General features: G+C 69.6%; 28 protein-coding genes. 12 read left to right on the forward strand and 16 right to left on the reverse strand.

The features are described from left to right. Position 1 precedes the first annotated feature (1 nt). Entirely contained in the window at positions 2–700 is a 699-nt protein-coding gene (locus EGH21_RS03410) for an alpha/beta hydrolase (protein ID WP_220617056.1), read from the reverse strand. 62 nt (positions 701–762) lie between these two features. After that, a complete protein-coding gene (locus EGH21_RS03415) occupies positions 763–1,794 on the reverse strand; it encodes a DUF2332 domain-containing protein (protein ID WP_220617057.1) in 1,032 nt (343 codons plus the stop codon). Positions 1,795–1,915: 121 nt separating this feature from the next. On the opposite strand from EGH21_RS03415, the gene EGH21_RS03420 reads away from it, so the two are divergent. Genes EGH21_RS03420 through EGH21_RS03430 form a run of 3 tightly spaced genes read left to right on the forward strand, consistent with a single transcriptional unit; the run spans position 1,916 to position 3,583 of the window. After that, on the forward strand, positions 1,916–2,566 hold the full coding sequence (locus tag EGH21_RS03420; RefSeq protein WP_425433293.1) for a DUF7095 family protein: 651 nt from the start codon (positions 1,916–1,918) through the stop codon (positions 2,564–2,566). 41 nt (positions 2,567–2,607) lie between these two features. Beyond that, positions 2,608–3,045: a CopD family protein gene (locus tag EGH21_RS03425; RefSeq protein WP_236035368.1), complete on the forward strand. Its 438-nt coding sequence runs from the start codon at positions 2,608–2,610 to the stop codon at positions 3,043–3,045. Then, entirely contained in the window at positions 3,038–3,583 is a 546-nt protein-coding gene (locus EGH21_RS03430) for a DUF7965 family protein (RefSeq protein WP_220617059.1), read from the forward strand. The genes EGH21_RS03425 and EGH21_RS03430 overlap by 8 nt, the downstream gene beginning before the upstream one ends. Here EGH21_RS03430 and EGH21_RS03435 read toward each other — a convergent pair. The 5 genes from EGH21_RS03435 to EGH21_RS03455 all read right to left on the reverse strand — a co-directional run bounded on the left by EGH21_RS03435 (position 3,564) and on the right by EGH21_RS03455 (position 7,149). Then, complete coding sequence (locus EGH21_RS03435; protein ID WP_220617306.1) at positions 3,564–4,307, reverse strand: class I SAM-dependent methyltransferase; 744 nt, start codon at positions 4,305–4,307, stop codon at positions 3,564–3,566. The genes EGH21_RS03430 and EGH21_RS03435 overlap by 20 nt on opposite strands. 102 nt (positions 4,308–4,409) lie before the next feature. Beyond that, positions 4,410–5,243: a deoxyribonuclease IV gene (locus EGH21_RS03440; protein WP_220617060.1), complete on the reverse strand. Its 834-nt coding sequence runs from the start codon at positions 5,241–5,243 to the stop codon at positions 4,410–4,412. Between the two features lie 52 nt (positions 5,244–5,295). Further along, positions 5,296–5,592, reverse strand: a complete 297-nt coding sequence (locus tag EGH21_RS03445) for a hypothetical protein (RefSeq protein ID WP_220617061.1) — start codon at positions 5,590–5,592, stop codon at positions 5,296–5,298. Between the two features lie 47 nt (positions 5,593–5,639). After that, complete coding sequence (locus EGH21_RS03450) at positions 5,640–6,434, reverse strand: lipoate--protein ligase family protein (RefSeq protein WP_220617062.1); 795 nt, start codon at positions 6,432–6,434, stop codon at positions 5,640–5,642. Between the two features lie 25 nt (positions 6,435–6,459). Continuing rightward, positions 6,460–7,149 (reverse strand): helix-turn-helix domain-containing protein, encoded by a 690-nt coding sequence (locus EGH21_RS03455; RefSeq protein ID WP_220617063.1) that lies wholly within the window; start codon positions 7,147–7,149, stop codon positions 6,460–6,462. 82 nt (positions 7,150–7,231) lie between these two features. Here EGH21_RS03455 and EGH21_RS03460 point away from each other — a divergent pair, with 82 nt between their 5' ends. Then, positions 7,232–8,875, forward strand: coding sequence for an NADH-quinone oxidoreductase subunit D (locus EGH21_RS03460; RefSeq protein WP_220617064.1), 1,644 nt, complete (start codon positions 7,232–7,234; stop codon positions 8,873–8,875). 14 nt (positions 8,876–8,889) lie between these two features. Here EGH21_RS03460 and EGH21_RS03465 read toward each other — a convergent pair whose 3' ends face one another. Genes EGH21_RS03465 through EGH21_RS03480 form a run of 4 tightly spaced genes read right to left on the reverse strand, consistent with a single transcriptional unit; the run spans position 8,890 to position 12,878 of the window. Then, positions 8,890–9,438 (reverse strand): hypothetical protein, encoded by a 549-nt coding sequence (locus EGH21_RS03465; protein ID WP_220617065.1) that lies wholly within the window; start codon positions 9,436–9,438, stop codon positions 8,890–8,892. 21 nt (positions 9,439–9,459) lie between these two features. Next, entirely contained in the window at positions 9,460–11,148 is a 1,689-nt protein-coding gene (locus tag EGH21_RS03470; protein WP_220617066.1) for a b(o/a)3-type cytochrome-c oxidase subunit 1, read from the reverse strand. After that, positions 11,148–11,675 carry a cytochrome c oxidase subunit II gene (locus tag EGH21_RS03475; protein ID WP_220617067.1) on the reverse strand — a complete coding sequence of 176 codons (528 nt, stop codon included), beginning with the start codon at positions 11,673–11,675 and terminating at the stop codon, positions 11,148–11,150. The genes EGH21_RS03470 and EGH21_RS03475 overlap by 1 nt, the downstream gene beginning before the upstream one ends. Before the next feature lie 6 nt (positions 11,676–11,681). Further along, entirely contained in the window at positions 11,682–12,878 is a 1,197-nt protein-coding gene (locus EGH21_RS03480) for a halocyanin domain-containing protein (protein ID WP_220617068.1), read from the reverse strand. Between the two features lie 159 nt (positions 12,879–13,037). Here EGH21_RS03480 and EGH21_RS03485 point away from each other — a divergent pair, with 159 nt between their 5' ends. From EGH21_RS03485 to EGH21_RS03515, 7 genes are read left to right on the forward strand one after another with little or no spacing between them, the layout of a single operon-like run. After that, on the forward strand, positions 13,038–13,214 hold the full coding sequence (locus tag EGH21_RS03485) for a DUF8131 family protein (RefSeq protein ID WP_166968379.1): 177 nt from the start codon (positions 13,038–13,040) through the stop codon (positions 13,212–13,214). A 1-nt stretch (position 13,215) separates the two neighbouring features. Next, positions 13,216–13,989: a sulfite exporter TauE/SafE family protein gene (locus EGH21_RS03490; RefSeq protein WP_220617069.1), complete on the forward strand. Its 774-nt coding sequence runs from the start codon at positions 13,216–13,218 to the stop codon at positions 13,987–13,989. Position 13,990: 1 nt separating this feature from the next. Further along, positions 13,991–16,363, forward strand: coding sequence for a heavy metal translocating P-type ATPase (locus EGH21_RS03495; protein WP_220617070.1), 2,373 nt, complete (start codon positions 13,991–13,993; stop codon positions 16,361–16,363). A 53-nt stretch (positions 16,364–16,416) separates the two neighbouring features. Beyond that, the gene (gene msrA, locus EGH21_RS03500; RefSeq protein ID WP_220617071.1) at positions 16,417–16,941 is read left to right on the forward strand and encodes a peptide-methionine (S)-S-oxide reductase MsrA; all 525 of its coding nucleotides are present in this window, start codon (positions 16,417–16,419) and stop codon (positions 16,939–16,941) included. Next, positions 16,938–17,360, forward strand: a complete 423-nt coding sequence (locus EGH21_RS03505) for an acyl-CoA thioesterase (RefSeq protein ID WP_220617072.1) — start codon at positions 16,938–16,940, stop codon at positions 17,358–17,360. The genes msrA and EGH21_RS03505 overlap by 4 nt, the downstream gene beginning before the upstream one ends. Continuing rightward, entirely contained in the window at positions 17,357–18,295 is a 939-nt protein-coding gene (locus EGH21_RS03510; protein ID WP_220617073.1) for a VOC family protein, read from the forward strand. The genes EGH21_RS03505 and EGH21_RS03510 overlap by 4 nt, the downstream gene beginning before the upstream one ends. After that, positions 18,292–18,945, forward strand: coding sequence for an alpha/beta hydrolase (locus EGH21_RS03515; protein ID WP_220617074.1), 654 nt, complete (start codon positions 18,292–18,294; stop codon positions 18,943–18,945). The genes EGH21_RS03510 and EGH21_RS03515 overlap by 4 nt, the downstream gene beginning before the upstream one ends. On the opposite strand, the gene EGH21_RS03520 is transcribed toward EGH21_RS03515, so the two are convergent. Beyond that, entirely contained in the window at positions 18,937–20,124 is a 1,188-nt protein-coding gene (locus tag EGH21_RS03520) for a cation:proton antiporter (RefSeq protein WP_220617075.1), read from the reverse strand. The genes EGH21_RS03515 and EGH21_RS03520 overlap by 9 nt on opposite strands. Positions 20,125–20,127: 3 nt before the next feature. Then, the gene (locus EGH21_RS03525; protein WP_220617076.1) at positions 20,128–20,601 is read right to left on the reverse strand and encodes a cation:proton antiporter regulatory subunit; all 474 of its coding nucleotides are present in this window, start codon (positions 20,599–20,601) and stop codon (positions 20,128–20,130) included. A 198-nt stretch (positions 20,602–20,799) separates the two neighbouring features. On the opposite strand from EGH21_RS03525, the gene EGH21_RS03530 reads away from it, so the two are divergent. Then, positions 20,800–22,131: a right-handed parallel beta-helix repeat-containing protein gene (locus tag EGH21_RS03530; RefSeq protein WP_220617077.1), complete on the forward strand. Its 1,332-nt coding sequence runs from the start codon at positions 20,800–20,802 to the stop codon at positions 22,129–22,131. A 29-nt stretch (positions 22,132–22,160) separates the two neighbouring features. Here EGH21_RS03530 and EGH21_RS03535 read toward each other — a convergent pair whose 3' ends face one another. The 3 genes from EGH21_RS03535 to EGH21_RS03545 all read right to left on the reverse strand — a co-directional run bounded on the left by EGH21_RS03535 (position 22,161) and on the right by EGH21_RS03545 (position 26,452). Then, the gene (locus EGH21_RS03535) at positions 22,161–22,307 is read right to left on the reverse strand and encodes a DUF1328 family protein (RefSeq protein ID WP_220617307.1); all 147 of its coding nucleotides are present in this window, start codon (positions 22,305–22,307) and stop codon (positions 22,161–22,163) included. 238 nt (positions 22,308–22,545) lie between these two features. Further along, a complete protein-coding gene (locus EGH21_RS03540) occupies positions 22,546–24,975 on the reverse strand; it encodes a DUF2309 domain-containing protein (protein WP_220617078.1) in 2,430 nt (809 codons plus the stop codon). Further along, complete coding sequence (locus tag EGH21_RS03545) at positions 24,965–26,452, reverse strand: proton-conducting transporter transmembrane domain-containing protein (protein ID WP_220617079.1); 1,488 nt, start codon at positions 26,450–26,452, stop codon at positions 24,965–24,967. The genes EGH21_RS03540 and EGH21_RS03545 overlap by 11 nt, the downstream gene beginning before the upstream one ends. Positions 26,453–26,600: the final 148 nt, after the last annotated feature.

Here is a 26,600-nt window from a genome sequence, read left to right on the forward strand (position 1 = left end):
GTTAGAGTGCCGACGGCCCCTCGGCGAGGGCATCGAGAACGGTGTCGACGTGTCGCGTTCTCGCGCTCGAACTGAACAGTTCGTGGCCGCCGTCGTACAGACGGATGCGGTCGGCGGGCAGTCGCGCGCCGATGGCCCGCGGGTCGACCACCTCGTCGGTGAGCGTACAGAACGCGACGGCGTTCTCGCGGGCGGGCGGCAGCGTGGCGTGGGCCCGCCGCGTCGTCCGGAGGAACGCGGGCGAGGCGGCGTCGGGACCGTCCGCTAGCTGGGCGTCGGTCGCGAGGTCACCGATGGTCTCGGCCTCGATGTTCCCGGTCGGGATGCACGGCGTGCGCACGGGGAGACTCGCGATGGCGTCGACCACGGGGTCGGGCAGGGGAAAGTCGCTCGCCCACCACGGACTCAGGTACACGCGGTTCGTGACGCCGTCGAGGTCGGCGTGGGCCGTCGTCAACCCGCCGGCGCTGTGGGCCAACAGCGCGAACTCGTCTATGTCGGCGGCGTACTCGCGGACAGGGTCGACCCACTCGCGCTGGACGTCGGTGATGTGGGTCGGCAGTTCGACGGCGTGGACCCGGTACCGTTCGGCGACGCGGTCGACGAGCCACTGGACGTTCTCGTGGCGACAGCGGTTCCCCCACCCGAGGACGAACAGGCAGTCGTCCTCGGCCCCGTCGTCGTACACGCGGACCTGCATGCCCCTCCGTTCAGCCGCGGGCGGCAAAAACGTCCGTGCCGCTCGGACACGAGTGGAGGTACCTACGCCCGCCAGTCCACCCACGCGCCGTGGGGGTCGTAGTCGGCGAGACGCGTCCGCTCGATGCCGTCCGTTTCGGCCCGGACCCAGTCGAGCCGCACCGAGTCACCGCCCGAGAGGTCCGTCTCGCCGGTGAGCCAGTGGAGGGGCCGGCGGGCCATCTGCTCGGTGAGATACCCCTCCAGTTCCGCACAGACCGCCTCGGGGACCTGATACAGGACGAGCGTGTTGACGACACAGACCGGTACGTCCTCGGGGACCTCGTCGAGGACGGCCGGCAGGTCCTCCAACAAGTCGCCCGCGACCAGCCGTGGCGGGTCCGTGCGGGCGACGGTGAGCGCGGCGTCGAGGACGGCCCGCCGGTCCTCGTGGGCGGGCCAGACGAGCGCCCGGAGCCAGTCCGCGTCGGCGTCGTCGGTCACGTCCAGCGGGTTCAGGTCGACCCCGACGCGCGAGTGGAGAGCGGGTGGGTCCGCTGGGAGCGGCGGGTCGCCGCCGCGTGTCTCGCTCGCTATCGTGACCGGCGAGTCGGCCGCGCCGACGACGCGGTCCCCGTAGTCGTACCGGTAGCGGTCGAACAGGAGGTTCAGACCGGCACTGGGTCCGAGTTCGACCACGGCGAGCGGGCCGTCGACGTGTGCCGCGACGTGGGCGAGAGCCGGGTAGAGGACGGCCGACCGTCGGACGGAGTTGGTCTGTGTCCGACGGCACCGGAGGAGCTGGCGGATGGCGTCGGCGTCGTCGAGACAGAACGCCCGGAACGCGGGGTAGCAGTCGTCGTCGGGTGCGCGTGGGTCGTCGGTGACGCTCGGGTAGTAGGCGGCGAGCGGGTGGTCGGGTCGCCGGGCGAGACGGTAGTGGACCGCGGCCAACAGGAGGTTCGGGGTCGCGCGGTCCTCGGGGGCCGACTCGGCCAGCGCGAGCAGGTCCGGGTCGGCATCGGCGGCGACCCGCCGGGCGAGGTTCGCGTACAACGGGTCCGAGCCCTCCGCCCAGTCGGCGAACGACCGGAAGGCGTCGGTGAGAGCGGGCATACGGACCGTTCCGTCGCCTGACAATTCAACATTTTGTTCGTGACCGGCCCTACCGGAGCGGGTGGCCGCGTTCGGAGCGTCAGCGATTTGCCCGCTCACCCGCTACCCACTGGCGATGAGTATGGACCGCGCGGCGGCCGTCGAACGGGTCGAAGACGTCGTCGCCACCGTCGAGGACGAGACGATGCCGGTCCCGGTTCGCGAGGTGTGGGTGTACGGCGACGTGGCGCTGGGACTGGACCCCATCGAGCGACTGGACGTCTACGTCACCAAGGACATCCTGTTCAAGGACGCCCCCGAACGGGCCGAGGAGTTCCAGCGGAGCCACGGCGTCGACGGCGTCGGCAAGACGGTCCGGGCGGCGTGGGCCGACGAGTACCCCGAGTACCTCCGGGCCAACACCAACGGCCACGCCGCCCCGGAGAAGTGCCTCGCCGCCCACCTCCTGCCGGACGACGAGGACGAACCCATCCACCTCGAAGTGTGTAACGCCTCCTTCGACGACAACGTCACCCAGCGGCTGAAGGGCGCGATGGCCAGGGACGACTACGAGCAGATTCTGGACCCGCGCGGGGCGTGTCTCTGGGTGGACGGCCAGCGCTCCGAGGACGCCTTCCAGAAGTTGCGCGACGGCGAGTTCGTCCTGCCGACGCTGTCGGGCGCCCTAGAGATGCTGGGGATGGACGCCGAGGAAGCGGACGAGGCGGCGGACGCGGTTCGGGCCTACCGTGAGCGTCAGGAGGGCGCGACGGTCCGGGGCGACGTGGTGTAACTCGACCCAGCTATTTTGTGTCGGCCGTCGTAGGTGAACCGATGGCCCAACTGGTCTCCCTCGCGATACGGACCCTCCACGTCCTCGCGATAACGGTCGTCGTCGGCAGCACCGCCGCCCTCTGGTACGGCTACCGCACCGGCCTCACGGACAGCGTCGCCGCCGCCCGGCGCTACGAGTGGTTGTTCTGGGGTGCCCTCGGCGTCGTCGTCCTCACCGGCGTCGGCAACCTCGGCGCACTCGGCCCGCCCGGCCCGGGCACCGACTGGGGTCGGACCCTGTTCGTGAAACTCGTACTTGTCCTCGCCCTCGTCGTCGGGTCGGCGGTCCGGACCCTCGTCGTCGTCCGGGCCGACGACCGCCGCGAGACCGACGAGCACACCGCCGGAGTGGAGCGGACGCTCGGCCGTGCCTACGGCGCGACGGCCGGGACACTGCTCGTCCTCGTCGTCCTCGCGGAGGTGCTGGCCCATGGGTGAGGGCGACGACGAGAGTGACGACGGAGCCGACCCCGCGCTCTCGCTCACCGCGTGGGCGCTGGCGACGTTCGACGTCGCCCTGTTCGTCCTCGCGGCGCTCCTCCCGATTCACGCCGCCGGCGCGCTGGCGGACCTGCTCTCGGGCCTCGACACTCTGCTCGGCGTCGCCGTGTTCTGCTACCTCTGGGCGCTGTTCGTCCTCGCGGTCCGCTGGGTGCTGTCGGACGCTGGACTGGACGCTCCGCTCAGAACGCTGGTCCCGCGCGGCGTCGCCGCCGGGAGTGCCGCCGGCGCCGCCTTCCTCCTCGGCGTGCTCGTCGTCGCCGTCGGCCCCCTCGTCGTCACTGGTGACGTCCCGCCGCTGTCGGCACTGCTCGTCACGCTCGTCGGCGGCGCCGTCGCCGCGGTAGTCGGGAGTCTGGTCGGGCTCCTCTTGGGTGCCGTCGACGTGGCGCTGTACCGAATCGCAGGCGGCCTCCTGCCGGACCCGCCGACACGTCACGACGAGTCCACCGCGGTCACACCCGACCGACCGTGACGAAGAACGGGACCGTCTCGCTGCGCTCGTAGCGCTCGTCCTGCATCTGTGCGACGACCGAGCGGCCCATCTCCCGCCAGCGCTGGCGGAGGGCATCGTACTCCTCGGGCGTCGTCTCGCCGTCGAGGATGGTCTCGCGGTCGGTCGCCAGCCCCTCGCCCGTAGCCTTCCGCTGGGCGGCCCGGACCGCGGCCTCGTCGTACGGTGGCTCGACGGTCCGGCGCTGGTCGTACCGGCGCGTCGACACCACGTCGAGCCCCGCCGACTCGAAGACGTCGGCGGCACCGGCCCCGAGCGTCACGTCCGTCTCGACGCCGTCCAAGAAATAGCGTCTGGCCCGCCGCGCGAGTCGGGGTTCGCTGTCGACGGTGGACTCGACGGTGACCGCCTCGTTGTCGGGTTCGACGGCCGCGACCCGGTCGCTGGCGACGCGGGCGAACTCCCGCACCGCCACCTCGGGGTCGGGGAGGTTGATGAGGAGCGCCTGACAGACCACGAGGTCGAACGAGTCGTCGGCGAACGGGAGGCGGGTGGCGTCGCCCTGCGCGACCGGTCCCGGAACGGATTCGAGGAGGGCCGCGTCGGCGTCGAGGCCGACGACGGTCCCGCCGGTCTCCTCGCGGAGGACGCGAGTGAGTTCGCCGGTTCCACAGCCGACGTCCAGCACCCGGTCACACTCGCTCAAGTCGAGGTCTGCGAGTGCCTCGCGAGAGTCGGCCCACATCCCCGAGCGGGTGGCGTCGAGGTAGTCGGCGGAGAACCTGCGCACTATCGGGTACAGTCGATTCGGCGGCAAAAAGTTCGCGGTCGGTCGTCGTCGAGGACGCTACTCCGCGCGCAGTTCCCGGACCCGCTGGATGTTCCACTCGAAGCTCTTGCCGTTCTCGGTGGGCGTCTCCAGGACGAGGGGGACGTCTTCGACCGCGTCGTGATTGACGAACGCGCGCATCCCTTCCTCGCCGATCTCGCCCTCGCCGACGTGGGCGTGTTCGTCCTTGTTCGTCCCGCAGGCGTGTTTGGAGTCGTTGAGGTGGACGCACGCGAGGTCGTCCAGTCCGACCACGTCGTCGAACTCGGCGAACGTCTCCTCGACGCCCTTGGCCGTCGAGATGTCGTAGCCCGCGGCGAACATGTGGGCGGTGTCCAGACAGAACTCGATGTCCGCGTCCGTGCGCTCACGGACCGTCGCGAGATGCTCGAACTGGCCGCCCAGTTTCGTCCCGCTCCCGGCGTCGGACTCGACGAGGACCGTCACCCCGTCCGGGACATCGAGGTCGTCCAGCACGCTCGCGGCGTTGTCGAGGCCGCCGTCGACGCCGGCGCCGGTGTGAGCGCCCAGGTGGACGTTGACGTACTCGATGTCCAACTTCGCGGCGGCGTCGACCTCCTTCTGCATGGAGTCGCGGGACTTCTCGCGGAGGTCCTCTTTGGGCGTACAGAGGTTGACGAGGTACGACGAGTGGATGACCCACGGGCCGACGCCGTGTTCGTCGCTCAGTTCGCGGAACTTCTCGGCCTCGTCGTCCTCGATGTTGGGGTCCTGCCAGACCTGTGGCGAGTGGGAGAAAATCTGGCCACAGTTGCCGCCGTACTCGACCTGTTCGTCGACGGCGTTGTACGCGCCGCCGGCGATGGAGGTGTGTGCACCGACTCGTACCATGGACAGCGGTCGGGGACGGGCCGGCAAAGCGGTTTCGGAGTGGGCATCGGAGTCAGAGCCAGTCGCGAGCCGGCGGAATCACGCCCAGCGTGGCGGCCGTGAGGTAGAGGCCGCCGAGAGCGACCACCGCCGCCAGAACCATCGCACCGAACCCGTCGGCGCCGAGGAAAGCGCTCCCGCCGACCAGAAACAGGACGACGCCGACGCCCGACAGCAGTAGCGTGCCGACGGCCCCCAGAATCGCGTCCTCGGTCGCGAGACGGACGATGCGGTACAGTTCGGCGTCGGAGCGCTGAGCGGGCACGCTCTCGGAGGCTGTGTCGTCGGCATCCGACGGAGAGGGGACCATAGCGGCCGTTTATCCTGGACCGAGATAAACGGTCGTGGTAGGCACGGTCAGGGCGACCGGCGCACCCACTCGTCGGTGGCGTACTTCGACCTCTCGCGCTCGCGTGCGCGCGTGCGTTCGTCGTCGGTCCACCCGCCCGCGTCGGCGTCGACCCACTCGGCCAGCGTCTCGCGGAGCGTCTCCACGACCGTCTCGCGGTCGACATCGACGTACTCGTCGATAGCGCCCACGCGCTCACGGAAGGCGTCGGGGTCGGGTTTGCCGGCGAAACAGCCACAGTGACGCTCCGGACGGGTCGACACCGACAGCGACCCGTGCTGGATGACCGCGTCCTTCTGGCGGTACTGAGCGTTGCCGGCGAGTTTGCGGCCGTCGGGGCCGACGACGTCGTGGGCGGGGTGGAGCGCCCGGAGGTAACAGGCTGGCTGGTGGATGGCCTCACGTTCGCTGTCGACGAAGGCCGCGTCGACGCCCATCCGCTCGAAGGCCTCGAGAATCGGTTCGCAGAACAGTTCGTAGCAGTCCATCAGGTCCCCCGGCACGGCGTCGGCCGGTGCGACGATGCCGTAGGAGAGGTCGGCGTGGTGGTCGTGGTAGATGGCGCCGCCGCCGGTCGGCCGGCGGGTGACGCCGATACCCTCGCGTTCGCAGAACGCCCAGTCGATGCTGTCGGGGTCCTGATTGTACCCCAGCGAGAGCGTGTCGGGCCACGTGTACACCCGAACCGTCGCTGGACCGCCGTCGGCCGCCGTCTCGGCGGCTATCTCTTCGAGCGCCATCGTCAGCGGCCCGTCGTGGGACTCCTCGCCGACGACGCGCCAGTCGAGGTCCGCGAGTGTCATGGCCTGCGGTAGGCGGGGGGGAGCGTTATGGGTTGCGGGCCGACGCCGGCCCGGCGTCCTCGTCGACGAGTCGTGTCATCACGCGAGCCTCGGCCTTGCGGAGGTGTTCGGCGGCGGTGCCGGGTGCACAGTCCAGTCTGTCGGCCACGTCGGCGGTGGTCCCCGCTCGCGGGTCGTCGTAGTAGCCACAGCCGACGGCGGCGGTGACGGCCGCGAACTGCCGGTCGGTCAGGGCCGCGGCGGACTCGAACCGACTACTGTCGTACTCGCCCACCTCGCGGACGTCGACGCCGACGCCGTCGGGGACGGCCTCGACCGCCCGCTGGACCGTCCCGCCGGGGCCGACGAGCGTGAGGTCCATGGTACCGTCCGAGCGGTAGGCGATGGGGGAGACGACGACCAGTCCCGCCGTCGTGAGCGCCTCGACGAGTTCGCCGCCAGTATCAGAGGGGCGGTCCCGGACGTAGAGGTAGAACGTCTCGTCCGGGCACGTCGAGATGGCGTACTCGACGACGTGGTCCGTGGCGTCGAGGGCCGCCCGGTACGGGTCCGGTGGGTGGCCGTCGACGTGGAAGAGGAGCGTCTGGACGTCATCGCCGACCTCGTTCCCGCGCAGGAGGTAGCTGGCGTCGTACCCCTCGTGGTCGACGACGAACTGGTGCATCGGGTGGCGCACCTCGGGCGCCATCGAGAGCGAGAGCCTGACGTACTTCACACCGTCAGTTTCTCCGCCGAATATAAAGGTGCCTCGCCGGCGAGGCAGTACGACGAGGGAGGTGGGCACCGACGCGAGCACTATGTCCCAGACAGTCGCGGGTGCCTCGCAGGCGACCCACGCCGACCTCCTCGCGCCGATACGCGAGTACGTCGTCGACGAGGAGACCCACCTGAACGCGCCGGCAGTAGTCGTCCGCGCCGACGAGGTGCAGACCGTCCTCTCGACGCTGAAGGCCGAGGCCGGTTTGGACCACTGCGCCTGCGTCACCGCTCAGGAGTACGCCGACCGTTACGAGACCATCTACCACCTGCGGAGCTACGACGACCCGACGCGGGAACTCTCCGTCGTGGTGCCGACGACGAGCGACGACCCGACCAGCGAGTCCGCCGCGCCGGTGTACCCGACGGCAGCGTGGCACGAACGGGAGGCCTACGACCTCGTCGGCATCCACTACGAGGACCACCCGAACCTGCGGCGGCTCCTCCTGCCCGAGACGTGGCAGGGCCACCCGCTCTCGCGGGACTACGACCAGAGCCAGCCCCAGATCGTCACCTACCGCGAACACCAGCGACTCCTCGAAGACGAACGCACCGGGCCGGACCGGATGCACCTCAACATGGGGCCACACCACCCCTCGACTCACGGCGTCCTCCATCTGAACATCGAACTCGACGGCGAGGAAGTGGCGGCCGTCGACCCGGACATCGGCTTCATCCACCGCTGTGAGGAGCAGATGTGTCAGTCCAAGACCTACCGCCACCAGATAATGCCCTACCCCGACCGCTGGGACTGGAGCGGCGCCGGCCTCCTGAACGAGTGGGCCTACGCCCGCGCCGCCGAGGACTTCGTCGACATCGAGGTGCCCGAGTACGCCCAGGTCATTCGGACGATGTGCGGGGAGTTCTCCCGCATCCTCGGCCACATGCTCGCCGTCGCCACCTACGCGCTGGACGTGGTCAGCGAGTTCACCGCCGTCTTCCAGTGGGGCATCCGGGACCGCGAGATCGTCCAGGACATCCTCGAGGACCTGACCGGGCAGCGTCTGATGTTCAACTACTTCCGGCTGGGCGGGGTCGCGTGGGACCTGCCCGAACCGCGCGAGACCTTCTTCGAGAACATCCGGGAGTTCCTCGACGGCCTCCCCGAGAAACTCGGCGAGTACCACGACATGCTGACGAGCAACGAGATCATCCAGATGCGGACCGTCGACACCGGCTACCTCGACCCAGAGACGGCCAAGGCGTACGGCTGTACCGGCCCGGTCGCCCGTGGCTCCGGCGTCGACTACGACCTCCGGCGGGACGACCCCTACGGCTACTACGACGAACTCGACTGGTCGGTCGTCACCGAGGACGGCGGCGACAACTTCTCGCGACTGCTCGTCCGGATGCGCGAAGTGGAGGAGTCCGCGAAGATAATCGAGCAGTGCGTCGACCTGCTGGAGGAGTGGCCGGAGGACGACAGAGAGATTCAGGCCAACGTCCCCCGCACGATTCGGCCCGACCCGGACACCGAGATCTACCGCGCCGTCGAGTCAGCGAAGGGCGAACTGGGCATCTACATGTGCTCGGACGGCACCGACACGCCCGCCCGCTTCAAGATTCGCGGTCCCTCGTTCTCACACGTCCAGACGCTCCCCGAGATGGCAAGAGGCGAGTACATCCCGGACCTCGTGGCGACCATCGGCAGCCTCGACCCCATCATGGGCGACGTCGACCGGTAGGTCGGCGACGCGTCTCAGGAGGAGACCGGGACGTCCCCGATGGCGACGGTGTACTGCCGGGCCGACGGGGTGCCGTCGGCAGGCGTCGTCACGACGGTGACGACGACGCTGGCCGGTCGCTGGCCCTTCGGGAGCATCCACGACCCGGTGACGGACCCCGACTCGCCGGGTGGGAGTTCCCCCGTCGTCGCGTCGCTCCCCTCGACAGTCCGGCCCGCCCGCGTCGTCGCCGTGCCGAGTCGGAGTTCGTAGCTGCTGTTCCCGGTGTTGTCGACCGCTACCGAGAGCGTGAATCGCCAGCCGTCGTTGCCGGTGACGACCGAGGCGCTGTCGACGCGTTCGACGGCGGCCGTCTCCGCGAGTATCTCGTCGCCGACCGTCGCCCCCTCGACGTCGGGCGTCGGCGTCGACGCCGCGCCACCGTCGCCACCGCCACCGGCGACGTAGTGGCTCAGTAGCCCGCCGAAGGTCACCACCTCGATGAGTATCGGGATGCCGATAGCGAGGATGATGAGTATCCGTACCCAACTCGTCTGCTCAGGACCCTCGACGTCGTCTAACATAGTGGAATAGGGAAGTCGACCTCAGACCGGTATCGGCGGACTGCCGGGCACGGTGATACCGTCGGCGAGCATGGCCGCCAGCGGCGGGCCGTAGGCGATGACGATGAGCACCAGCGCGATGGCCGTCCAGAGCTTGTAGTTGTCGAGGATACGCGGACTGTGTTCGGCCCCGGAGAGCGGCGCGGGGAAGTCGCTGTTGACCGACAGCCGACCGCCGCGGTGGGCCAGCCACGTCTCCGCCATCACGGCGAGGAACATCACGGCCGCGACGAACAGCAGGAGGCCACCGATGGCTATCTGGAGGCGCATCTCGGCGACGGTGCCGACGAGTCCTTCGAAGGCAAATTCGTCGTAGGTCGGCTCTGCGGTCCGTCGCGGGATGCCCGCGAGGCCGGCACGGTGCATCGCGTTGGACATCAGCGCCATGCCCACGAACCAGACGTAAGGCTGTGCGATGGCGACCGACCGGCGCTGGAGCTTCTTGCCCGTAATCTGTGGCACCAGCCAGTAGCTTATCGCCATCGCCGTCAGCGCGAACGCGGTGCCGACGGTGAGGTGGAAGTGGCCGGGCACCCACAGTGTGTTGTGGATGAGGTAGTTGATGTTCATCCCGGCGTTTATCATCCCCGAGAAGCCGCCGGCGGCGAACATCAGGCCGGCGAGCATACACCCGGAGAAGGCGGGGTCGTCCCACGGGAGACTCCGGAGCCACCCGAAGTACCCCTCACCGCCCCGCTGGCGGGCCCCGTGTTCGACGCTGGCGACGACGGTGAAGGCCGTCAGCAGCGACGGCAACAGGAGGAACATCGTGTTCGTCATCGCGATGAACTTGAACCCCTCCGGGATGCCGGGGTCGACGTACTGGTGGTGGAACCCGACCGGCGTCGACAGCAGGAGGAAGAGGACGAACACGACGCGGGCCAGCGGGTCGCTGAACAGGCGTCCACCCGCGAGTTTCGGCAGGATGGTGTACCAGACGAGGTACGCGGGCATCAGCCAGAAGTAGACGACCGGGTGGCCGAAGTACCAGAACAGCGTCCGGGTCAGGAGCGGGTCGACCTGACTGATGAGCCCCAGCGACCACGGGATGAGGAAGACGACGACTTCGACGGCGACGCCGATGGTGGAGATGTACCACATCAGCATCGTCGTCACTATCATGAACGTCTTCAGCGGGATGCGCTCGTCGGGGTGCTCGGAGCGCCACGCCCACAGCGACTGGAAGTACGCAAGCCCCGCTATCCACGACCCGACGATGATGAGCGCCGCGCCCACGTAGAACGCCGGATGGGCCTTCATCGGCGCGTAGAACGTGAACAGCACGTCCGCTTCGAGGTCGTGGCCGAAGACCGAGGGCGCGCCGAAGACGCCGCCGAGGATGGCGACGGCCGCCAGCACCGTCCCGGTCAACATCAGCCAGAACGCCGTCCACGCGGTGCGCTGTGGCAGTTCGCGTTCGAGGCTGTTGGCGACGCCCCACGCGAACAGGCCGGCGATGAAGAACGTCGTGAAGACCAGCGCCAGCAGGACGCCGTGACCCGTCAGGAGCGTGTAGTAGTCCGCCGAACTGACGAACCCACGGAACAGGCCGGTCCGGTGGAGTGCCTGCACGATGCCGAAGAGGGCACCGATACCCAGTGCGACGAACGCGACGACGAACTCGCTCCGGACGAGTTTCGACGTCTTCGGGTACTCGTCGACGAACACCATCAGTTGGTCACCTCCGTTGCGTTGTACTGCGACTCGGGCACTACTTCGACGGAGCCACCCATCGTGTGGTGGCCCGCGCCACAGTACTCGTGGCAGACCAGTCCGTAGGTCCCAGTCTCGTCGAAGCGGGCAGTGACCTCGGCGACCTGTCCCGGGATGACCATCGTGTTGATGTTCGTCTCGGTGATGGCGAAGCCGTGTAGCACGTCGGCGCTGGTCACCTTGAACGTGACCAGCGTGTTCGCGGGCACCCGGATGGGGTTGTCGCCGCTACCCGGGACGAACTGGAACTGCTGGGCCACCACGTAGACGACGTAGTGGCTCTCGTTTTCCTTGACGATGCCGGGGTCGTCGAAGGTGGTCCCCGTCTCGCCGCTCTGGACCGCCTGCGGGTCTATCTGTCCACCCGAGTCGTCGACCATCGCGACGCCGGCACCGACCGTGCCGTACGAGATGGTCGCGATGAACCCGACGATGAGGAGCAACGCTGCACCGAGCCAGACTTTCTCGAAGTTGTGAACCTGCATCGTGTATCACCCGATGACCGAGACGCGGCCGAGGAACTCGACGAAGTACATGAACACCCAGAGCAGGGCGATGAGCACGAAGTAGAACGCGACGAGCGCCGCCGTCCCCTTCGGGTCGTACTCCTCGTGACCGAGTTCGACTGCTGGCTCTGCCTCCGTGGCTTCCTCGACCGGCACCGTGCCGTCCTCGTCGACGAGGTCCCGCGGTGGCCGCGTCGACTCACGGTGACGCATCGTCGCCGCGTACAGCAGCGGCGTGAAGAACGCGAAGAGGACGGACCCGCTGAGGAGCCACCGCGGGCCCGAGACGGGCAGGCGTTGACTCCCGCCGCCGCCTCCGCCACCGCTCCCGCCGGGTGGCCCGCCGACGACGACGGCGCCTTTCATCCCGAGCGAGAGGTGCGGTTCGCAGACGTACGTGTAGATGCCCGTCTCCTCGAAGGTGTAGCTGTACGTGGTCCCGGCCTCGGCGACCGGGTCACCCGAATCGAGCGGACCGTCGCCGTCGGAGACGACGTTGTGGCCGCCACCGTCGCCGGTCCAGGTGAAGACGACTTCGGTCCCGGGCGAGACGCGGACCGCCGGCGGGGCGAAGGCGAACGCGCCGTTGTTCCCCTGTGCGCCGACGGCTATCTCGACGCTGTCCTGTCCGGTCCGGTCGACCGTCTCGCCGTCGTAGTTCGAGACGTCGTCGAACCAGCCGCCGTAGTCGGGGTTCGCCGGCGGCCCCTGTTGGGCGGTGCCGCCGCCGCTACTGCCGCCGCCGGGCCTGATCACGACGGCGCCTTTCATCCCGAGACCGGCGTGTGGCTCACAGACGTACTTGTAGATACCTTCGCTCTCGAAGGTGTAGCTGTACGTCGCACCCTGTTCGGAGACGAGTTCGCCCGAATCGAGGGGGCCGTCGCCGTCGGAGATGACGTTGTGGCCGCCGCCCTCCCCGGTCCAGGTGAAGACGACTTCGGTCCCGGGGCTGACCATCACCGCCGCCGGCGCGAAGGCGAACGCACCGTTGTTGCCCTGCGCGCCGACGGCTATCTCGACGGTGTCCTGGCCCCGTCTATCGACGGTACCGTCGTAGTTCGAGACGTCGTCGAACCAGCCGCCGTAGTCCGGTTCTTCCTGTGCTGTCGCCGTCCCGACCGTGCCGAGTGCGGCCCCGGCGGCCGCGGTCTGGACGAACTCGCGGCGTCCCAGCGTCATCGCCGACCCTCCCGAAACGTGTGAGATGGTCTCTGTGTGGTATCGATTCCACTACCCATGTTCGGGGCGACAGGAGAGCAGAGCAAAAAGCCAACACCGCCTTTTCAGCCGGTAGGAACACGCGACGGTTTTTATGCTCCCTCAATCGTACGGCCGACCATGTCCACGTCTAGCCCGCGGCTCGTCACAGTGCTCGCGCTCCTCGGGCTCGCGCCCGTGGCGTACTACCTGCTGGGGACCGGTCGGACGATAGTGGCGCTCTCGCTGGTCAGCGTCGTCCTCATCGCCGGGAGCCTCCTCCTGATGACCGGTCCACACGAGGGACAGACCGCCTGAGATGGCCCCCGTCACGGCCGGCCTGAGTGCTGGCGAGACGGCCGGACTGGCGGCGTTCGCCGGTCTCGGCCTCATCGGGAGCGTCCACTGCCTCGGGATGTGTGGCCCGCTGGTGACGACGTACGCCGACCGCCTCGACGCCGGCGGCCCAGTCTCCGCTCACGAGATTCGGCAGCAGGCGCTGTTCAACGTCGGCCGCGCCGTGAGTTACACGCTGTTGGGGGCGGCGTTCGGTGCCGCCGGGGGCCTGCTGTACGACGCCGCCGGCCTCGCGCGAGTGGCGACCACCGTCCGCGGCGTCGTCGGCGTCCTCGTCGGCCTGTTCGTCCTCGCCGTCGGCGTCGGCTACCTGACGCGGGGGCAGGCCACCGACGTCGCCGCGTCGCTGCCGGTCGTCGGAGGCGTGTTCCAGCGCGTCTCGGCGGCGCTGGTCGCACGGCTCGACGATCTCGTGGACGGCCCGGGGATGGTCGCACTGGGCGCGATGCACGGCCTGTTACCCTGTCCGCTGCTGTACCCGGCGTTCCTCTACGCCTTCGCGACGGGGTCGGCCGTGACCGGCGCGCTCTCGCTGGCGGCGCTGGGCGTCGGCACCATTCCCCTGGTGTTCGCCTACGGCACCGCGTTCGGGTCGCTGTCGCCGAGCCGCCGGTCGTCGCTCCACCGCGCCCTCGGAGCCGTCTTCCTCGTCCTCGCGCTCGTCCCGCTCGCAAACGGACTGGCGGCGTTCGGCGTCGCCGTCCCGAGACCGCCCCTGCCGATGCCGTGGACCTGACATGACCGACTGCACACTCTGTGGCCTCGCGACGACGTCGCCCGTCACCGACAGCGGCGTCGACGGCGCCTTCTGCTGTCGGGGCTGTCTGGAGGTCGCCCGGACACTAGAGGACCCGGCCGAGGAGGACGTCGACACCGTCGACAGCGGCCCCGACCCCGAGACGGTCGACGGGGAGACGGCCTTCCTCGCCGTCGACGGGATGCACTGTGCGACCTGCGAGACGTTCCTCGAAGCACGGGCCACAGAGCACGAGGGCGTCCGGGCGGCGGCGGCCAGTTACGCCACCGGGACGATGAAACTCACCTACGACCCAGAGGTGGTCGCCGAGGACGACCTTTCGGAGGTGGTGGCCGGCACCGGCTACGGGGCGAGTTCCCAGACCACCGACCGCGAGGACGATTACGAGCGCGAAGGCCGCCTCGTCGTCGGCGGCTTTTTCGGCATGATGACGATGCTGTGGTACGTCCTCTTTCTCTATCCGGCCTACCTCGGCGTCGACCCGGGACTGCTGTTGCTCGACCCGAACGGCCCCGCCGGCGACTATCTCCTGTGGAACATGGCGGTGATGACCGCCGTCGTCGTCGGCTACACGGGGTGGCCGCTCCTGCGCGGGGCCTACGTCAGCCTGCGGGCCGGGCGCCCGAACATGGACTTGCTGGTGGCGATGGCCGCGACGACGGCCTTCGCCTACAGCGTCGTCGCCGTCGGCCTCGGGGAGACGGAGGTGTACTTCGACGTGGCGACGGTCGTCGTCCTCGCGGTGTCGGTCGGTGACTACTATCGGGACCGGGTCCGCCGGGCGGCGGCCGGGCGGCTGACCGACCTCACGGCCCAGCGAGCGGACTCGGCCCGCCGCCGGACCGAATCGGGCACCGAGACTGTCGACCTCGCGGCGCTCGACCCCGGCGACGAAGTGGTCGTCAAGTCCGGCGAACGCGTGCCCGTCGACGGCAGCGTCGTCGAGGGGACCGGCGCCGTCGACGAGTCGCTGGTCACCGGTGAGTCGCTGCCGGTCCGCAAGACCGAGGGCGACGAGGTCGTCGGCGGCGCGATGGTCACCGAGGGCGCACTCGTCGTCGCGGTCGGCCCCGACGCCGAGAGCACGGTCGACCGCCTCACCGAACTGCTGTGGACCGTCCAGAGCGACAGCGGCGGCGTCCAGCGACTCGTCGACCGCATCGCCGCCGTCTTCGTGCCGCTGGTGGTCGCGCTGGCCGGACTGGCCGCTCTCGGTCACCTCCTCGCGGGCGCGGGCGCGACAGACGCCCTGCTGACCGGCCTCGCGGTGCTGGTCGTCTCCTGTCCCTGCGCGCTGGGGCTGGCGACGCCACTCGCCACGGCGGCAGGGATCAAGACCGCACTGGAGGAGGGTATCGTCGTCACCGACGGCGCGGTGTTCGAGACGGCCACCGACGTCGACGTGGTCGCCTTCGACAAGACGGGGACGCTGACGACCGGCGAGGTGACGATTCTCGACCGACCCGACGACGAGGTGATGCGGCGGGCGGCGGCCGTCGAACAGTTCGCGGACCACCCGCTGGCGACGGCCGTCACCGAGGCCGCGCCGCCGCCGAACGCCGCCGTCGACGGGTTCGAGCGCCACCCCGGCCGCGGCGTCAGCGCCAGCGTCGACGGGGAACGGGTCGTTGTCGGGACGCCCGCACTCCTGCGTGACCGCGACCTCTCGGTGCCCGAGGACCTGCGGGCGCGCTGTGCCGAAGCGCGAGCGAACGGGCACGTCCCCGCGCTCGTCGGGTGGGGCGGCCGCGCTCGCGGCGTCCTCGTCGGCGGCGACCGACCCCGCGAGTCGTGGACGTCGGTCGTCACCGCCCTCTCGGCCGACCACGAAGTCGTCGTCGTCACGGGCGACAGCCCCGAGGCCGCGGCACCGTTCCGCGACCACGAGGCCGTCGACGAAGTGTTCGCCGGCGTCCCGCCGGAGGCGAAAGCCGAGGTGGTCGAGCGGTTGCAGTCGCGGGGGACCGTGGCGATGGTCGGCGACGGCACCAACGACGCTCCGGCACTGGGGTCGGCCGACCTCGGCATCTCGCTCGCGTCGGGGACGAAACTCGCCGCCGACGCGGCCGACGCCGTCGTGACGACCGACGACCTCCGGGCGGTGCCCCGCGTGTTCGACCTGACCGCGGCGACGCGCCGACGCATCCGGGAGAACCTCGCGTGGGCGTTCTGCTACAACGCCGTCGCACTCCCGCTGGCACTGCTCGGCCTGCTGAACCCCCTGTTCGCCGCGCTGGCGATGACCGCGAGCAGTCTGCTCGTCGTCGGGAACTCCGCCCGGTCGCTGGGTGGGAGTACGGTGGGCGACGTCGCCGAGTCGGCGGGCCCGACCGCGACTCCAGACGCCGACTGAGCGGCGCCGACACCGGCCGTCTCCTTTTGTGCCTGCCGCGCCTACTGCTGGTGATGACCGAGCAAGCGACCTTCGCGGGCGGGTGTTTCTGGTGTACCGAGTCGGTGTTCAAGCAGGTACGGGGGGTCGAAGACGTTGTGTCGGGCTACGCCGGCGGCCACGTCGAGAACCCCTCCTACGAAGCGGTCTGTCGCGAGGAGACGGGCCACGCCGAGTGCGTCCAGCTAACGTTCGACCCCGACGTCGTGAGCTACGAGGACCTCCTCGCGGTGTTCTTCACGACCCACAATCCGACGACGCTGAACCGGCAGGGCAACGACGTGGGCACCCAGTACCGCTCGGCGGTGTTCTACCACGACGAGAGCCAGCGAGAGACTGTCGAGGCGTTCGTCGAGGAGATTCAACCGGGCTACGACGACGACATCGTCACCGAAGTCGAACCGCTGGAGACGTTCTACCCCGCCGAGGAGTACCACCAGGACTACTTCGAGAAGAACCCGAATCAGGGCTACTGTCAGATGACAATCCCGCCGAAGATAGAGAAACTGAAACAGAAGCACGCGGAGTTGCTGGCATGAGCTTCGAGTTCACGACCGACGTTTCGATTCGGTACGACGATCTGGACACCTACGGCCACGTCAACAACGTCCGCTACGGCACCTACTTCGAGGAGGCCCGCATCGACTACCTCGCCGAAGTGGTCGGCCAGGGCGACAGGGAGTACCTCGCGGCGACCGGCGAGGGGACCGGCATCGTCATCGCGAACCTCGAGATAGACTTCGAGCGACCGATTCGGTCGGCCGACAGCGTCACCGTCGGCGTCCGCGTACCGAATCTCGGGACCAAGAGCTTCCCGTTCGAGTACGAGGTTCGCGACGACGGCGCCGTCGTCGCCACCGGCGAGAGCACGCAAGTCACCTACGACCGCGACGCCGAGGCACCGCGACCGATTCCCGAGGACTGGCAGGAGGCCATCGCCGAGTTCGAGTGGCAGTGACGCTCTCGGACACGCCGGGCGTCCACCACGTCTCGGCCATCGGCGGCGACCCACAGCGCAACGCGGAGTTCTACGTCGCGGGACTGGGGCTCCGACCGCTAGTGCGGACGGTCAACTTCGAGGACAAGTTCACCCACCACCTCTACTACGGCGACGACGCGGGCCGGCCCGGGTCCGTGGTGACCTTCTTCGCGTCGCCGGGCCAGCAGGCGGGCCGGACCGGTCGGCCCGGTATCCGGTCGTTTCTGCTGGCCGTCCCCGACGGGACGCTGTCGTACTGGGCCGACCGACTCGAAACGCACGGCGCGGACGTCGACGAGCCACAGACCCGGTTCGGCGAACGGGTACTTCCGGTCCGGGACCCCGACGGTACCCACGTCGAACTCGTCGCCGACGGCGACCACGGCATCCCGGTACAGTCGGGGCCGGTCCCCGAAGGACGGGCAATCCGCGGCGTCCGCGGTATCAGCCTGCACTCGAGGAGTCCGTACGTGACCGCGAGCCTCCTCGATACGTTCGGGTTCGAACTGGCCGACGAGACGCCAGACGCCGTCCGCTACCGTGTCGACAGGCGTGGGTCGACGGTCGACATCCTGAAAGACGACGCCCCGTTCGGTCGGGAGGGCGCGGGGTCGATTCACCACGTCGCGTTCAGCGTCGACAGCGAGGCGCAACTCCACGAGTGGCACGACCTGCTCAGAGAGCGCGACTTCGACGTCTCGCGGGTCAAGGACCGGCACTTCTTCCACTCGCTGTACGTCCGGGACCCCGGCGGCATCCTGTTCGAACTGGCGACGGAACGGCCGGGGCTCGGGGTCAGTCCCGGCGACGACGCGCCGGCCGACACGCTCCGACTCCCGCCGTGGCTGGAGGCGGACCGCGAGATGCTGGCGTCACAACTCCCGCCGCTCTCGATGCCCGACTGGAGACGATGAGCGACGCCGAACCACACGCCGGACAGGAAATCGTCACGTCGGGGGCACCGCCACAGGCCGCTGAGGCGGCGGTCATCATGCTCCACGGCCGCGGCGACTCGGCGCGGCATTTCCTCCGACTCGCCGACGAGTTCCACCACCACGGCGCGATGTACCTCGCGCCGGAGGCCGCGGGCAAGGCGTGGTTCCCGGGGCCCGCCGACGCCCCCGACGAGCGCCGAGCGCCGTGGCTCACCTCGGCGTTCTCGCTGGTGGAGCGCACGCTCGACCGGGCGGCGGCCGCCGGCGTGGCCCCCGAGCGCACCGTCTTCGTCGGTTTCTCGCAGGGCGCGAGCGTCGCCGGGGCGTACGTCGCCGCCGACCCGGCCCGCTACGGCGGCCTCGCGATGCTCGCGGGCGGCCTCCTCGGCCCGGACCCCGTCGCCGCCGCCGACTCGGGGTCGCTGGAGGGGACGCCCGTCTTCGTCGGGTGTGGCGACGAGGACCCCTACATCTCGCCGGACCGCGTGCGCGCGACGGCCGCGGCGTTCCGGGCACTGGACGCCGACGTGACCGAGCGGGTGTACGAGGGGGTCGGCCACGCCGTCAACGACGACGAGATAGCGGCCGTCGACGCCCTCGTCGCGGCCGTCGCCGACGGCTCAGCGTGAGGCGACGCGGTGCCTGAGTCCCGCGATGTCGTCGGCGCGGTGGAGGAGGACGCTCCCGGCGACGCTGGTCAGGAGGACGTAGCCGACGGTGAAGGCCGGAATCGTCTCCGAGAGCGTGGGCGTCGTCCCGGCCGCCGTGAGGAACGCGGCGATGACCAGCGAGAACTCGCCGCGTGGCGTCAGCGCCGCACCCATCCGGACCGCGCCGTCCGCGTCTAACCCGAACGCCCGCCCGGCGTAGTAGCCGCTGACGAGTTGCCCGGCGAGTGTCACCGCGCCCGCACCGAGGACGAGCGGCGTGACGTCGGCGACCACGCGGGGGTCGGTCTGGACCCCGACCCAGACGAAGAACACGACGGCGAAGACGTCCCGGACCGGCGCGAGGTAGCGCTCGGCCTCCGCGGTCAGGTCGGCGTTCTGGAACAGCCCGCCGGCGAGGAAGGCGGCGACGGCTTCGCTGGTTCGGGTGAGCGCCCCCAGACCGGCGACGAAGGCCGCGACGCCGAGGGCGGCGACGACGAACAGGTCCCCGCGGAGGGGTCTGAACGCCCGACCGAGACGGTCGGCGCCGCGGAGCGTCACGCCGACGACGGCGAGTAAGAAGACGACGCCGACACCGAGCGACCGGGCGAGGTCGAGGCCGCTCCCGCCCGCGACCAGCGCCGAGAGCACTGCGAACAGCAGCGCTGTCACGATGTCCTCGACGACGACGACGCCGAAGATGGCGTCGGCGGTCCGGGACCCCAGCCACCCGGCGTCGACGACGGACTTCGCGATGATGACCGTCGAGGAGTTGAACACGACCAGCGCGAGGAAGCCCGCTTCCAGCGGCGTGAACCCCACGGCGAGGCCGACGAGGAAACCTAGCGGGAGGCTGACGCCGACGTCGACGCCGCCGGCCAGCGCGAACGCCCGCCGCTCGGCCAGCAGTTCGTCGACGCTCAACTCCAGCCCCACGAAGAACAACAGCAGGACGACGCCGAGGGCCGCCGGAAGCGAGAGGAGCGTCGGGAGCGCGACGCCGACGGTGTCGGTCCCGAGACCGACGCCGAACGGGCCGAGCGCCACGCCGGCGAGGATGTACGTCGGGATGACCGACTGGCCGACACGCTGAGCGGCGAGCGCGAGCGCGACCAGTCCGAGTAACGACACACCGGCGACGAGCAACGGGTTCGCCACGACTCAGTCGAGGTGGGCCGACAGTTTCGCGTGGGCCTCGTCCGTACCGACGGTGACCAGGACGTCCCCGGCCTCGACGTGCGTCTGCGCGTCGGGGCTCGATATCGTCTGCTCGCCGCGCTGGACCGCGAGGACGAGGACGCCCGTCTCGCTCCGAATCGCGCTCTCGCCGAGCGTCCGGCCGACGACTGGGTCGTCCGGCCCGACCTCGACCCAGCGGATACGCGCGTCCTCGAGAGCGTGGTCTATGTCGTCCGGTGCCGGTTCGAAGTACGTGCCGTCGTATATCTCGGCGAGTTTCCGGGCCTGTCCCTCGGTGAGCGAGAAGAGGCGCTCGCTGTCGCCGTCTTCGTCCGCTCGCCAGTACGTCTCGCGGCTGCCGTCGTTGCCGAGGAGCACGGTCAACCGACCGCCGTCCGGGAACGACACCGCGTAGCGACGCCCGACGCCCGGGAGCTCGGTCTCGTAAACGCGCATGCCGGTGTGTCGTCGGCTACCTACTTCGGTGTTCGTATCAGTCGAGAACTGCTGCAGACACTGAATCCGCCCGTACGGTCAGACGCGGGACTCACTCGCGGCGGTGGCCGTCTGGACCGCTGACCGGTTTAATCCCGCTTTTACCCACCTTACCTGAGTGATAGTTACGGGGCGACCAGTGGTTGTCGGAAAGGCACCATGAGACTACGGATACCAGTACTGTTAGGGATTCTCGTCCTCGCACCGGTGGCCGCGACGCCGGTGGTGGACGCACAGACACAGGCATCCGAGCCGACCGCGATCACCGAGTGTCGGACCATCACCGAGTCCGGCCGGTACGTCGTCACGCAGACCCTTTCCCGAGAGGAACTCAGCGACGACCCCTGTCTCCGCGTGCAGGCGAGTGACGTCGTCCTCGACGGGCGGGGACACACCATCGAGGTTCCCCGTTTGGCGACCCCGGTCAGCGTCGGCGTCGAGGACCGACGGCTCTCGAACGTGACGGTGCGTAACCTCAGCGCCGACAACTACTACGAGGCGTCGGCCATCGCTGTCGACGGCGTCGACGGCGTCACCGTCAGGAACGTCACGCTGTCGGACAACCGCGTCGGCCTCTCGGTGGTCGACTCTACGGCCGTCCGCATCGAGTCGAGCGGGTTCTACGGCGCCGGTGGCTTCGGTGCGACGACGACGCCGTCGGGGTACGGCGTCGCCCTCTCGAACACCACGGACACCGTGATAGTCGACAACAGGTTCGCCAGGTTCACGCGCGGGACCGCGGTCAGCGTCGACCACGGGGCCGCGAACACGACGGTCGCGAACAACAGCATCCGTGGCTGCGTCGAGTGCGACGAGTCACTGGAGTTCGAGTGGCACGGCGGAGGTGCGGACGCCGGGACGGCCGTGGAGGTCACCTGGTCGACCGGGACGACGGTCGTGAACAACTCCATCTCGTACCACGCCGACGGCGTCGTCGTCGGCGGAGATGCGACCGACACGGTGGTGCGGCGCAACCGAATCACGCGCACGAGAAACGGCGTCCTCGTCGCGACGACCGGACCGACCGATACCGGTGACACCGACCGGCGGACGCTCGTCGCGAACAACACGCTCCGGACGAACGCCGTCGGTCTGCGGGCCGCCTCGACGCACGTGCCGCTGGTGGTCCGACACAACGTCATCGCCGGAAACGACGTGGGACTGTCCCTGCCCGAGGTCAGCATCTGTCCGCCCGATGCCGGCGGTACCGAGCGCACGACGGTCAGTCGGAACGCCATCGTGAACAGCACGCTGTGGGCGGTCAACAACGAGCGGGCGGCCACGCTGAACGCGACGGACAACTACTGGGGCACCGCCAGCGGCCCGTCGAGCGCGAACGACACTGACGCCCCGTTCACCGACCCGGTGACCGGGACGCTCGCGGACGGGCAGGGCAGCGCCGTCTCGGAGTCCCCGACGACGGCGGGCGAGTCCAACGTCCACTTCGACCCGTGGCTGAACGAGTCGGTAGCCGAGGCCGGGGCGCCGTAGCGCCTCACGCCGACCGCCCGTAGCCGCGGCTACACCAGAAGCGACAGCACCGCCAGCACGAGGAAGGCGAGGACGAGCCACTTCGCGATAGTCATCGACATCCCGGCGACGCCGCCGGCACCGAAGACGCCGGCGACGACGGCGAGGACGAAGAACCCGACGGCGAGTTCGAGTATCGCCACGTCACCACCACCTCGTCGTCTGAGAGTAACTGGCGAAACTGTGCGAGTCGGGTTCGGAACCGGTCGGGAGTAGGTCGGTCATGCGACACCCGTAGTACGGCGCGGGTCGCCGAGTCGGGCCGCGTTGCAAGTGCAAGGTCGACGGCTGTCGGCCCGTCCGCATCGGACCCACCGCACCCGGTTCGCGGCGGGACGGTCAGACGTCGGTCGTCCGGGCCGGGTTCGTGTCGGCTCAGTCGTCTGCGACGGTCGGTGCGGTCGGCTCCGCCGCGTCGACGTCGGGACTCTCGGACATCGGCGTCCACGCCAACTCGTCCTCGTAGTGGAACGCACGGTGGTCCTGCGTCGGGTCGACGACGGTCAGCGAGAGCCAGCCGTTGTCGAGCAGGTCGGTGAGTTCCTCGTGGTCGGCCAGCACGTCGGTGACGCGGTCGACGGGCGCGTGAATCACCGTCGAGAGGCGCAGGGGCTGGTGGTGCGGGTCGTCGTCGGCGGCCATCACGGACTGGTGCGGGAGGCCGGTCATCAGGTCGCCGCCGTTGCCCTGATAGACGCCGACGTTGCCGACGGGGTTGTGGGTGACCTTCGACCCGCTCCCGAAGACGGCGGTGTCGACGGTGGCGAAGTAGTACTGGCTGTTTATCCACTGGGTGACGACCATCGGGCCGGGCATGATGGCCGCCAGCGCGTCACCGTCGGGGTCGGTCGTCCAGTCGTAGGAGTGGAGGAACGCGCGCCCGTCGAGGTCGAGGCCCTCGGTCAGGTCGCGAGGCCCGACGACGAACCCGGCGTTGCCGGCGAGGCCCCACTCGGGGCGCGTCTCCGCCCAGTCGGCGGCGCGGCGCTCCGTCTCGCGGACGCCCGCGCCTTCGGCACCCATCGAAGCGGCGCGTTCGGCGGCCGCTCCCTCGCGGGCGGTGTCGAGGTCCGCACGGAGCTGTTCGAGGTCCTCGCGGTGGCTCGCTGGAACGCCGTCGTCGTAGAGCGTCACCTCGTCGGTCGTCGTGTTGTGCTCGCCGGCGAGGAAGACGGTGTCCTCGGGGACGTCGAACCCGCGCTCGCGGAGTTCCTCGACGACGGCCTCGTCGTTGCAGATGGCGGCGAGGACGCGCGCGCTCGGTCCACCGGGGTTGCCGGCACAGGCGCCGCAGTCCAGACTCGAATCGAACGGGTTGTTCGCCGTCTCGCTGGCGTGGCCGGTGAACACGACGAGGCGGCCGAACGTCTCCCACCCCATCAGGTCGAAGGCCGTCGCGGCGTACTCGACTTTCTCGTCGAGGGTGAGCCCCTCGCGGAGTTCGTGGACGCCGTCGGGGTTGTAGTCCACGCCGGGCGCGCAGAACTCGTGGTCGTCGGGGGTGCGGTCGTCGGCGGCGTCGAGGAGGCCGGCGGCGCGGGCCGGCGCGAGCGTGCGGGCCGCCAGCGCGGCCCCGTAGCCGCTCCCGGCCGTCTCGACGAAACTGAACGCCGTCGCGGCGTTCTTCTTGAGCGACGCGAGCAGTTCGCCGCCGGCGTCGAGTGTCGCCGACCAGCGGTCGTAATCGGCCTGCGTGCCGTCGGCGTCCTTCGTCGGGCGGTCGGCGACGTGGTGCTGTGCGTCGACGATGGGCGGGCAGGCGTCGACGGCCACGTCGGCGTCGTACCCCTCGTAGCGCATCGGGACGCCGAAGAAGCCGGCGTAGCCGTGCGTGTCGTAGTCGCCCGTGGCTTCGAGGTGGCGGCGGAGTATCTCCGAGCGGGTGTCGATACAGAAGACGAGTTGGGCGTCCGGGCGGCCGCCATCGTCGGCCTCGGCGTGGGACTCGCTGGCGTCGCTGACGGCGTCGACCAGTTCCTCGCGATAGCTGGCCTCCCACGCGGTCAGCCAGCACTCGCGCAGCGGGACGTCCTCGCGCTCGCCGACCGGGTCGACGGTGCGGGTGGTGCCCGGCGCGTCGAGGGGGTCGATGGGCGCGCCGACCAGGTCGGCGAGCGTCAGGCGGACCGCCAGGTACCCCGCGAGCGTGATGGGGTACTCCGACTGCCAGTCGCCGCCGTCGGCCGCGCGCTGCTTGACGTAGCCCGTCCAGCCCGGGAGAGCCGTCAGGTGGTGTTCGAAGACGTCCGGCAGGCGGTCGGCCGGGTGGTCCGCGAGGAGGTGTTCGAGCGCGTCGACCGGGTCCTCGGGCAGGTCGGCGATAGCCCCGGCGTTCGGAAGCTCGCCGTCGTGACGGGCCACGGCGTGGAACGCGGCGTAGAACCCCTGTTCACGGTTCGGCATCGACCACTGGGCCTGCCCCTGGTCGAGGAACGACGACAGCCACTTCGTCAGGAGGCGGTCCACCTCGTCCTCGACGGTCTGCTCGGCGTCCGCGTCGGTCGACGGCGAGTCCATGCGCTCCAGCGACGTCTCCGGGTCCGTGTCGTACCCGTGGTCGGCCAGTTCGGCACGCAGGACTCCGGGGGCTATCTTCCCGGCCTCCCAGGCCCGGCGGAACACCTCGGGGCTCGGGTAGCCGTCGGCGTCGAACAGTTCCTCGGCCTCCGAGACGGCCCCGTGGAACGGCTGGTCTTCGAAGCCCGAGAGCGGGTTGGCCGTCACGAACGAGTGGAGCGGCCAGGCGTCTCCGACCGCGGTCGCGGCCTGTTCGATACTGTCGCGAATCTGGGTCTCAGTACTCATTGTAGTCCTCCTTGGCAGTCAGGACGGTGTCAGCGGGGGGTTGGCTCAGGTTCAGGAGCGCCACGTACAGGCGCTGGCTGTGCTCGTACGCGCCACGCTCGATGGCGACGTAGACGGCGAGGAAGGCGGCCGCGACGGCGCCGTGGACGAGCGTCAGGTCGGCGGGCGCCGTGACGACCGGCACGCCGACCAGCAGTGCGTGGACGAGGTTGTAGGCGAGGGCGTAGACGGCTATCGCCGGCAGGAACACGAGCGGGACGGCCCCGAACCGGACCGCGGCCGGCAAGTCGGTCTGCGCGACGGCCGTGCGAGTCGCGTGTAGCGTCGTCAGCACCACCAGTCCCGCGAGCAGGAGGCCGCTGTCGAGGTGCGTCCCCTTACCGGTGAGGGCGGCGAAGACGGCACCGCCCGCGAGCGCGGACAGGATGGCGACGCCGGCACCGAGGACGCCGGCCGACTGTGACTCGGCCCCGCCCGGTGCCGTCTGTTCGACCTGTTCTCCCGCCGAGAGGAACTGGTAGGCCTTGTAGAACCCGTGCAGGACGAGGTGTGTGAGCGCCGCGCCGAAGAAACCGAGGCCGGCCTGCATTATCATGAAGCCCATCTGGCCGACCGTCGAACAGCCCAGTTGGCGCTTCACGTCGGACTGGACGGTCTTGAGGAGTTTCCCCACCAGCGCGCTCGTCGCGCCGACGACCAGCACCAGGAGCATGAACTGCGCGTCGGCGGTGACCACCGGAGCGAAGCGGACCAGCAGGACGCCGCCCGCGTTGACGAAGCCGGCGTGCATGAGCGCCGACGCCGGCGTGGGGGCGGTCATCGACGAGAGCAGCCACGTGTGGAACGGTACCAGCGCGGACTGTATCATCGCCGCCAGCAGGAGCGCCCCCGCCGCGACCAGCCACGCGGTCTGCGGGACGGTGTCGGCGGCGGCCACGATACCGGAGACGGTGGTCGTCCCCGTCGACAGCGACAGCGTCACGAGCGCGACGGTCAGCAGGGCGCCGCTCGCGAGGAAGTAGCGGCGAGCGAGTGCGGCCGCGGCCTGTGCCTGTGGCCAGCCACGGACGTGGCCTATCAGGTCGGCCATCAGGAGTCCCATGGCCACCCACGCGCCGGCAAAGAGCGCGACGTGGTCGGCCGCGACCAGCACCATCACGGCCAGCGTGAACGCGAACACGCCGCCGAAGAAGCGGTCTATGGTCTGGCTCCCGGCCATGTAGCGGCGCGAGTAGCTGTGGACGATACCGCTGAAGAACGTGACGACCACCCACATGACGGCGGTCAGTCCGTCTACGGCAGCCACGCCGGGCAGCGTCCACGCGCCGTCGACGGCGAATCGGGCGACGAGAACGCCGAGGCTGGCGACACACAGCGCCCACACGACGCGTGTGAACACTCGGGGCGCCAGCGACGTCGACTCCGTCCCCGTGTTCGGTAGCTGTCCGACCGCCGTCGTCTGCTGTTGTTCTGTCATCGTTTGTTCCGTGCCGACCGGTCACCGCCGCGGGCGTCTCGGGCCCGTGACGGTCACCGGTCGCGTTCGTCCACCTATACGAACAAACTGGTTATTAAAGTCTTCTATTCGACCAAAACGTTCCCGATATTGCGTATTATAGAACATT

This window comes from Haloarcula rubra (assembly GCF_019599465.1).
In the GTDB taxonomy this organism is placed as follows: Archaea; Halobacteriota; Halobacteria; order Halobacteriales; family Haloarculaceae; genus Haloarcula; species Haloarcula rubra.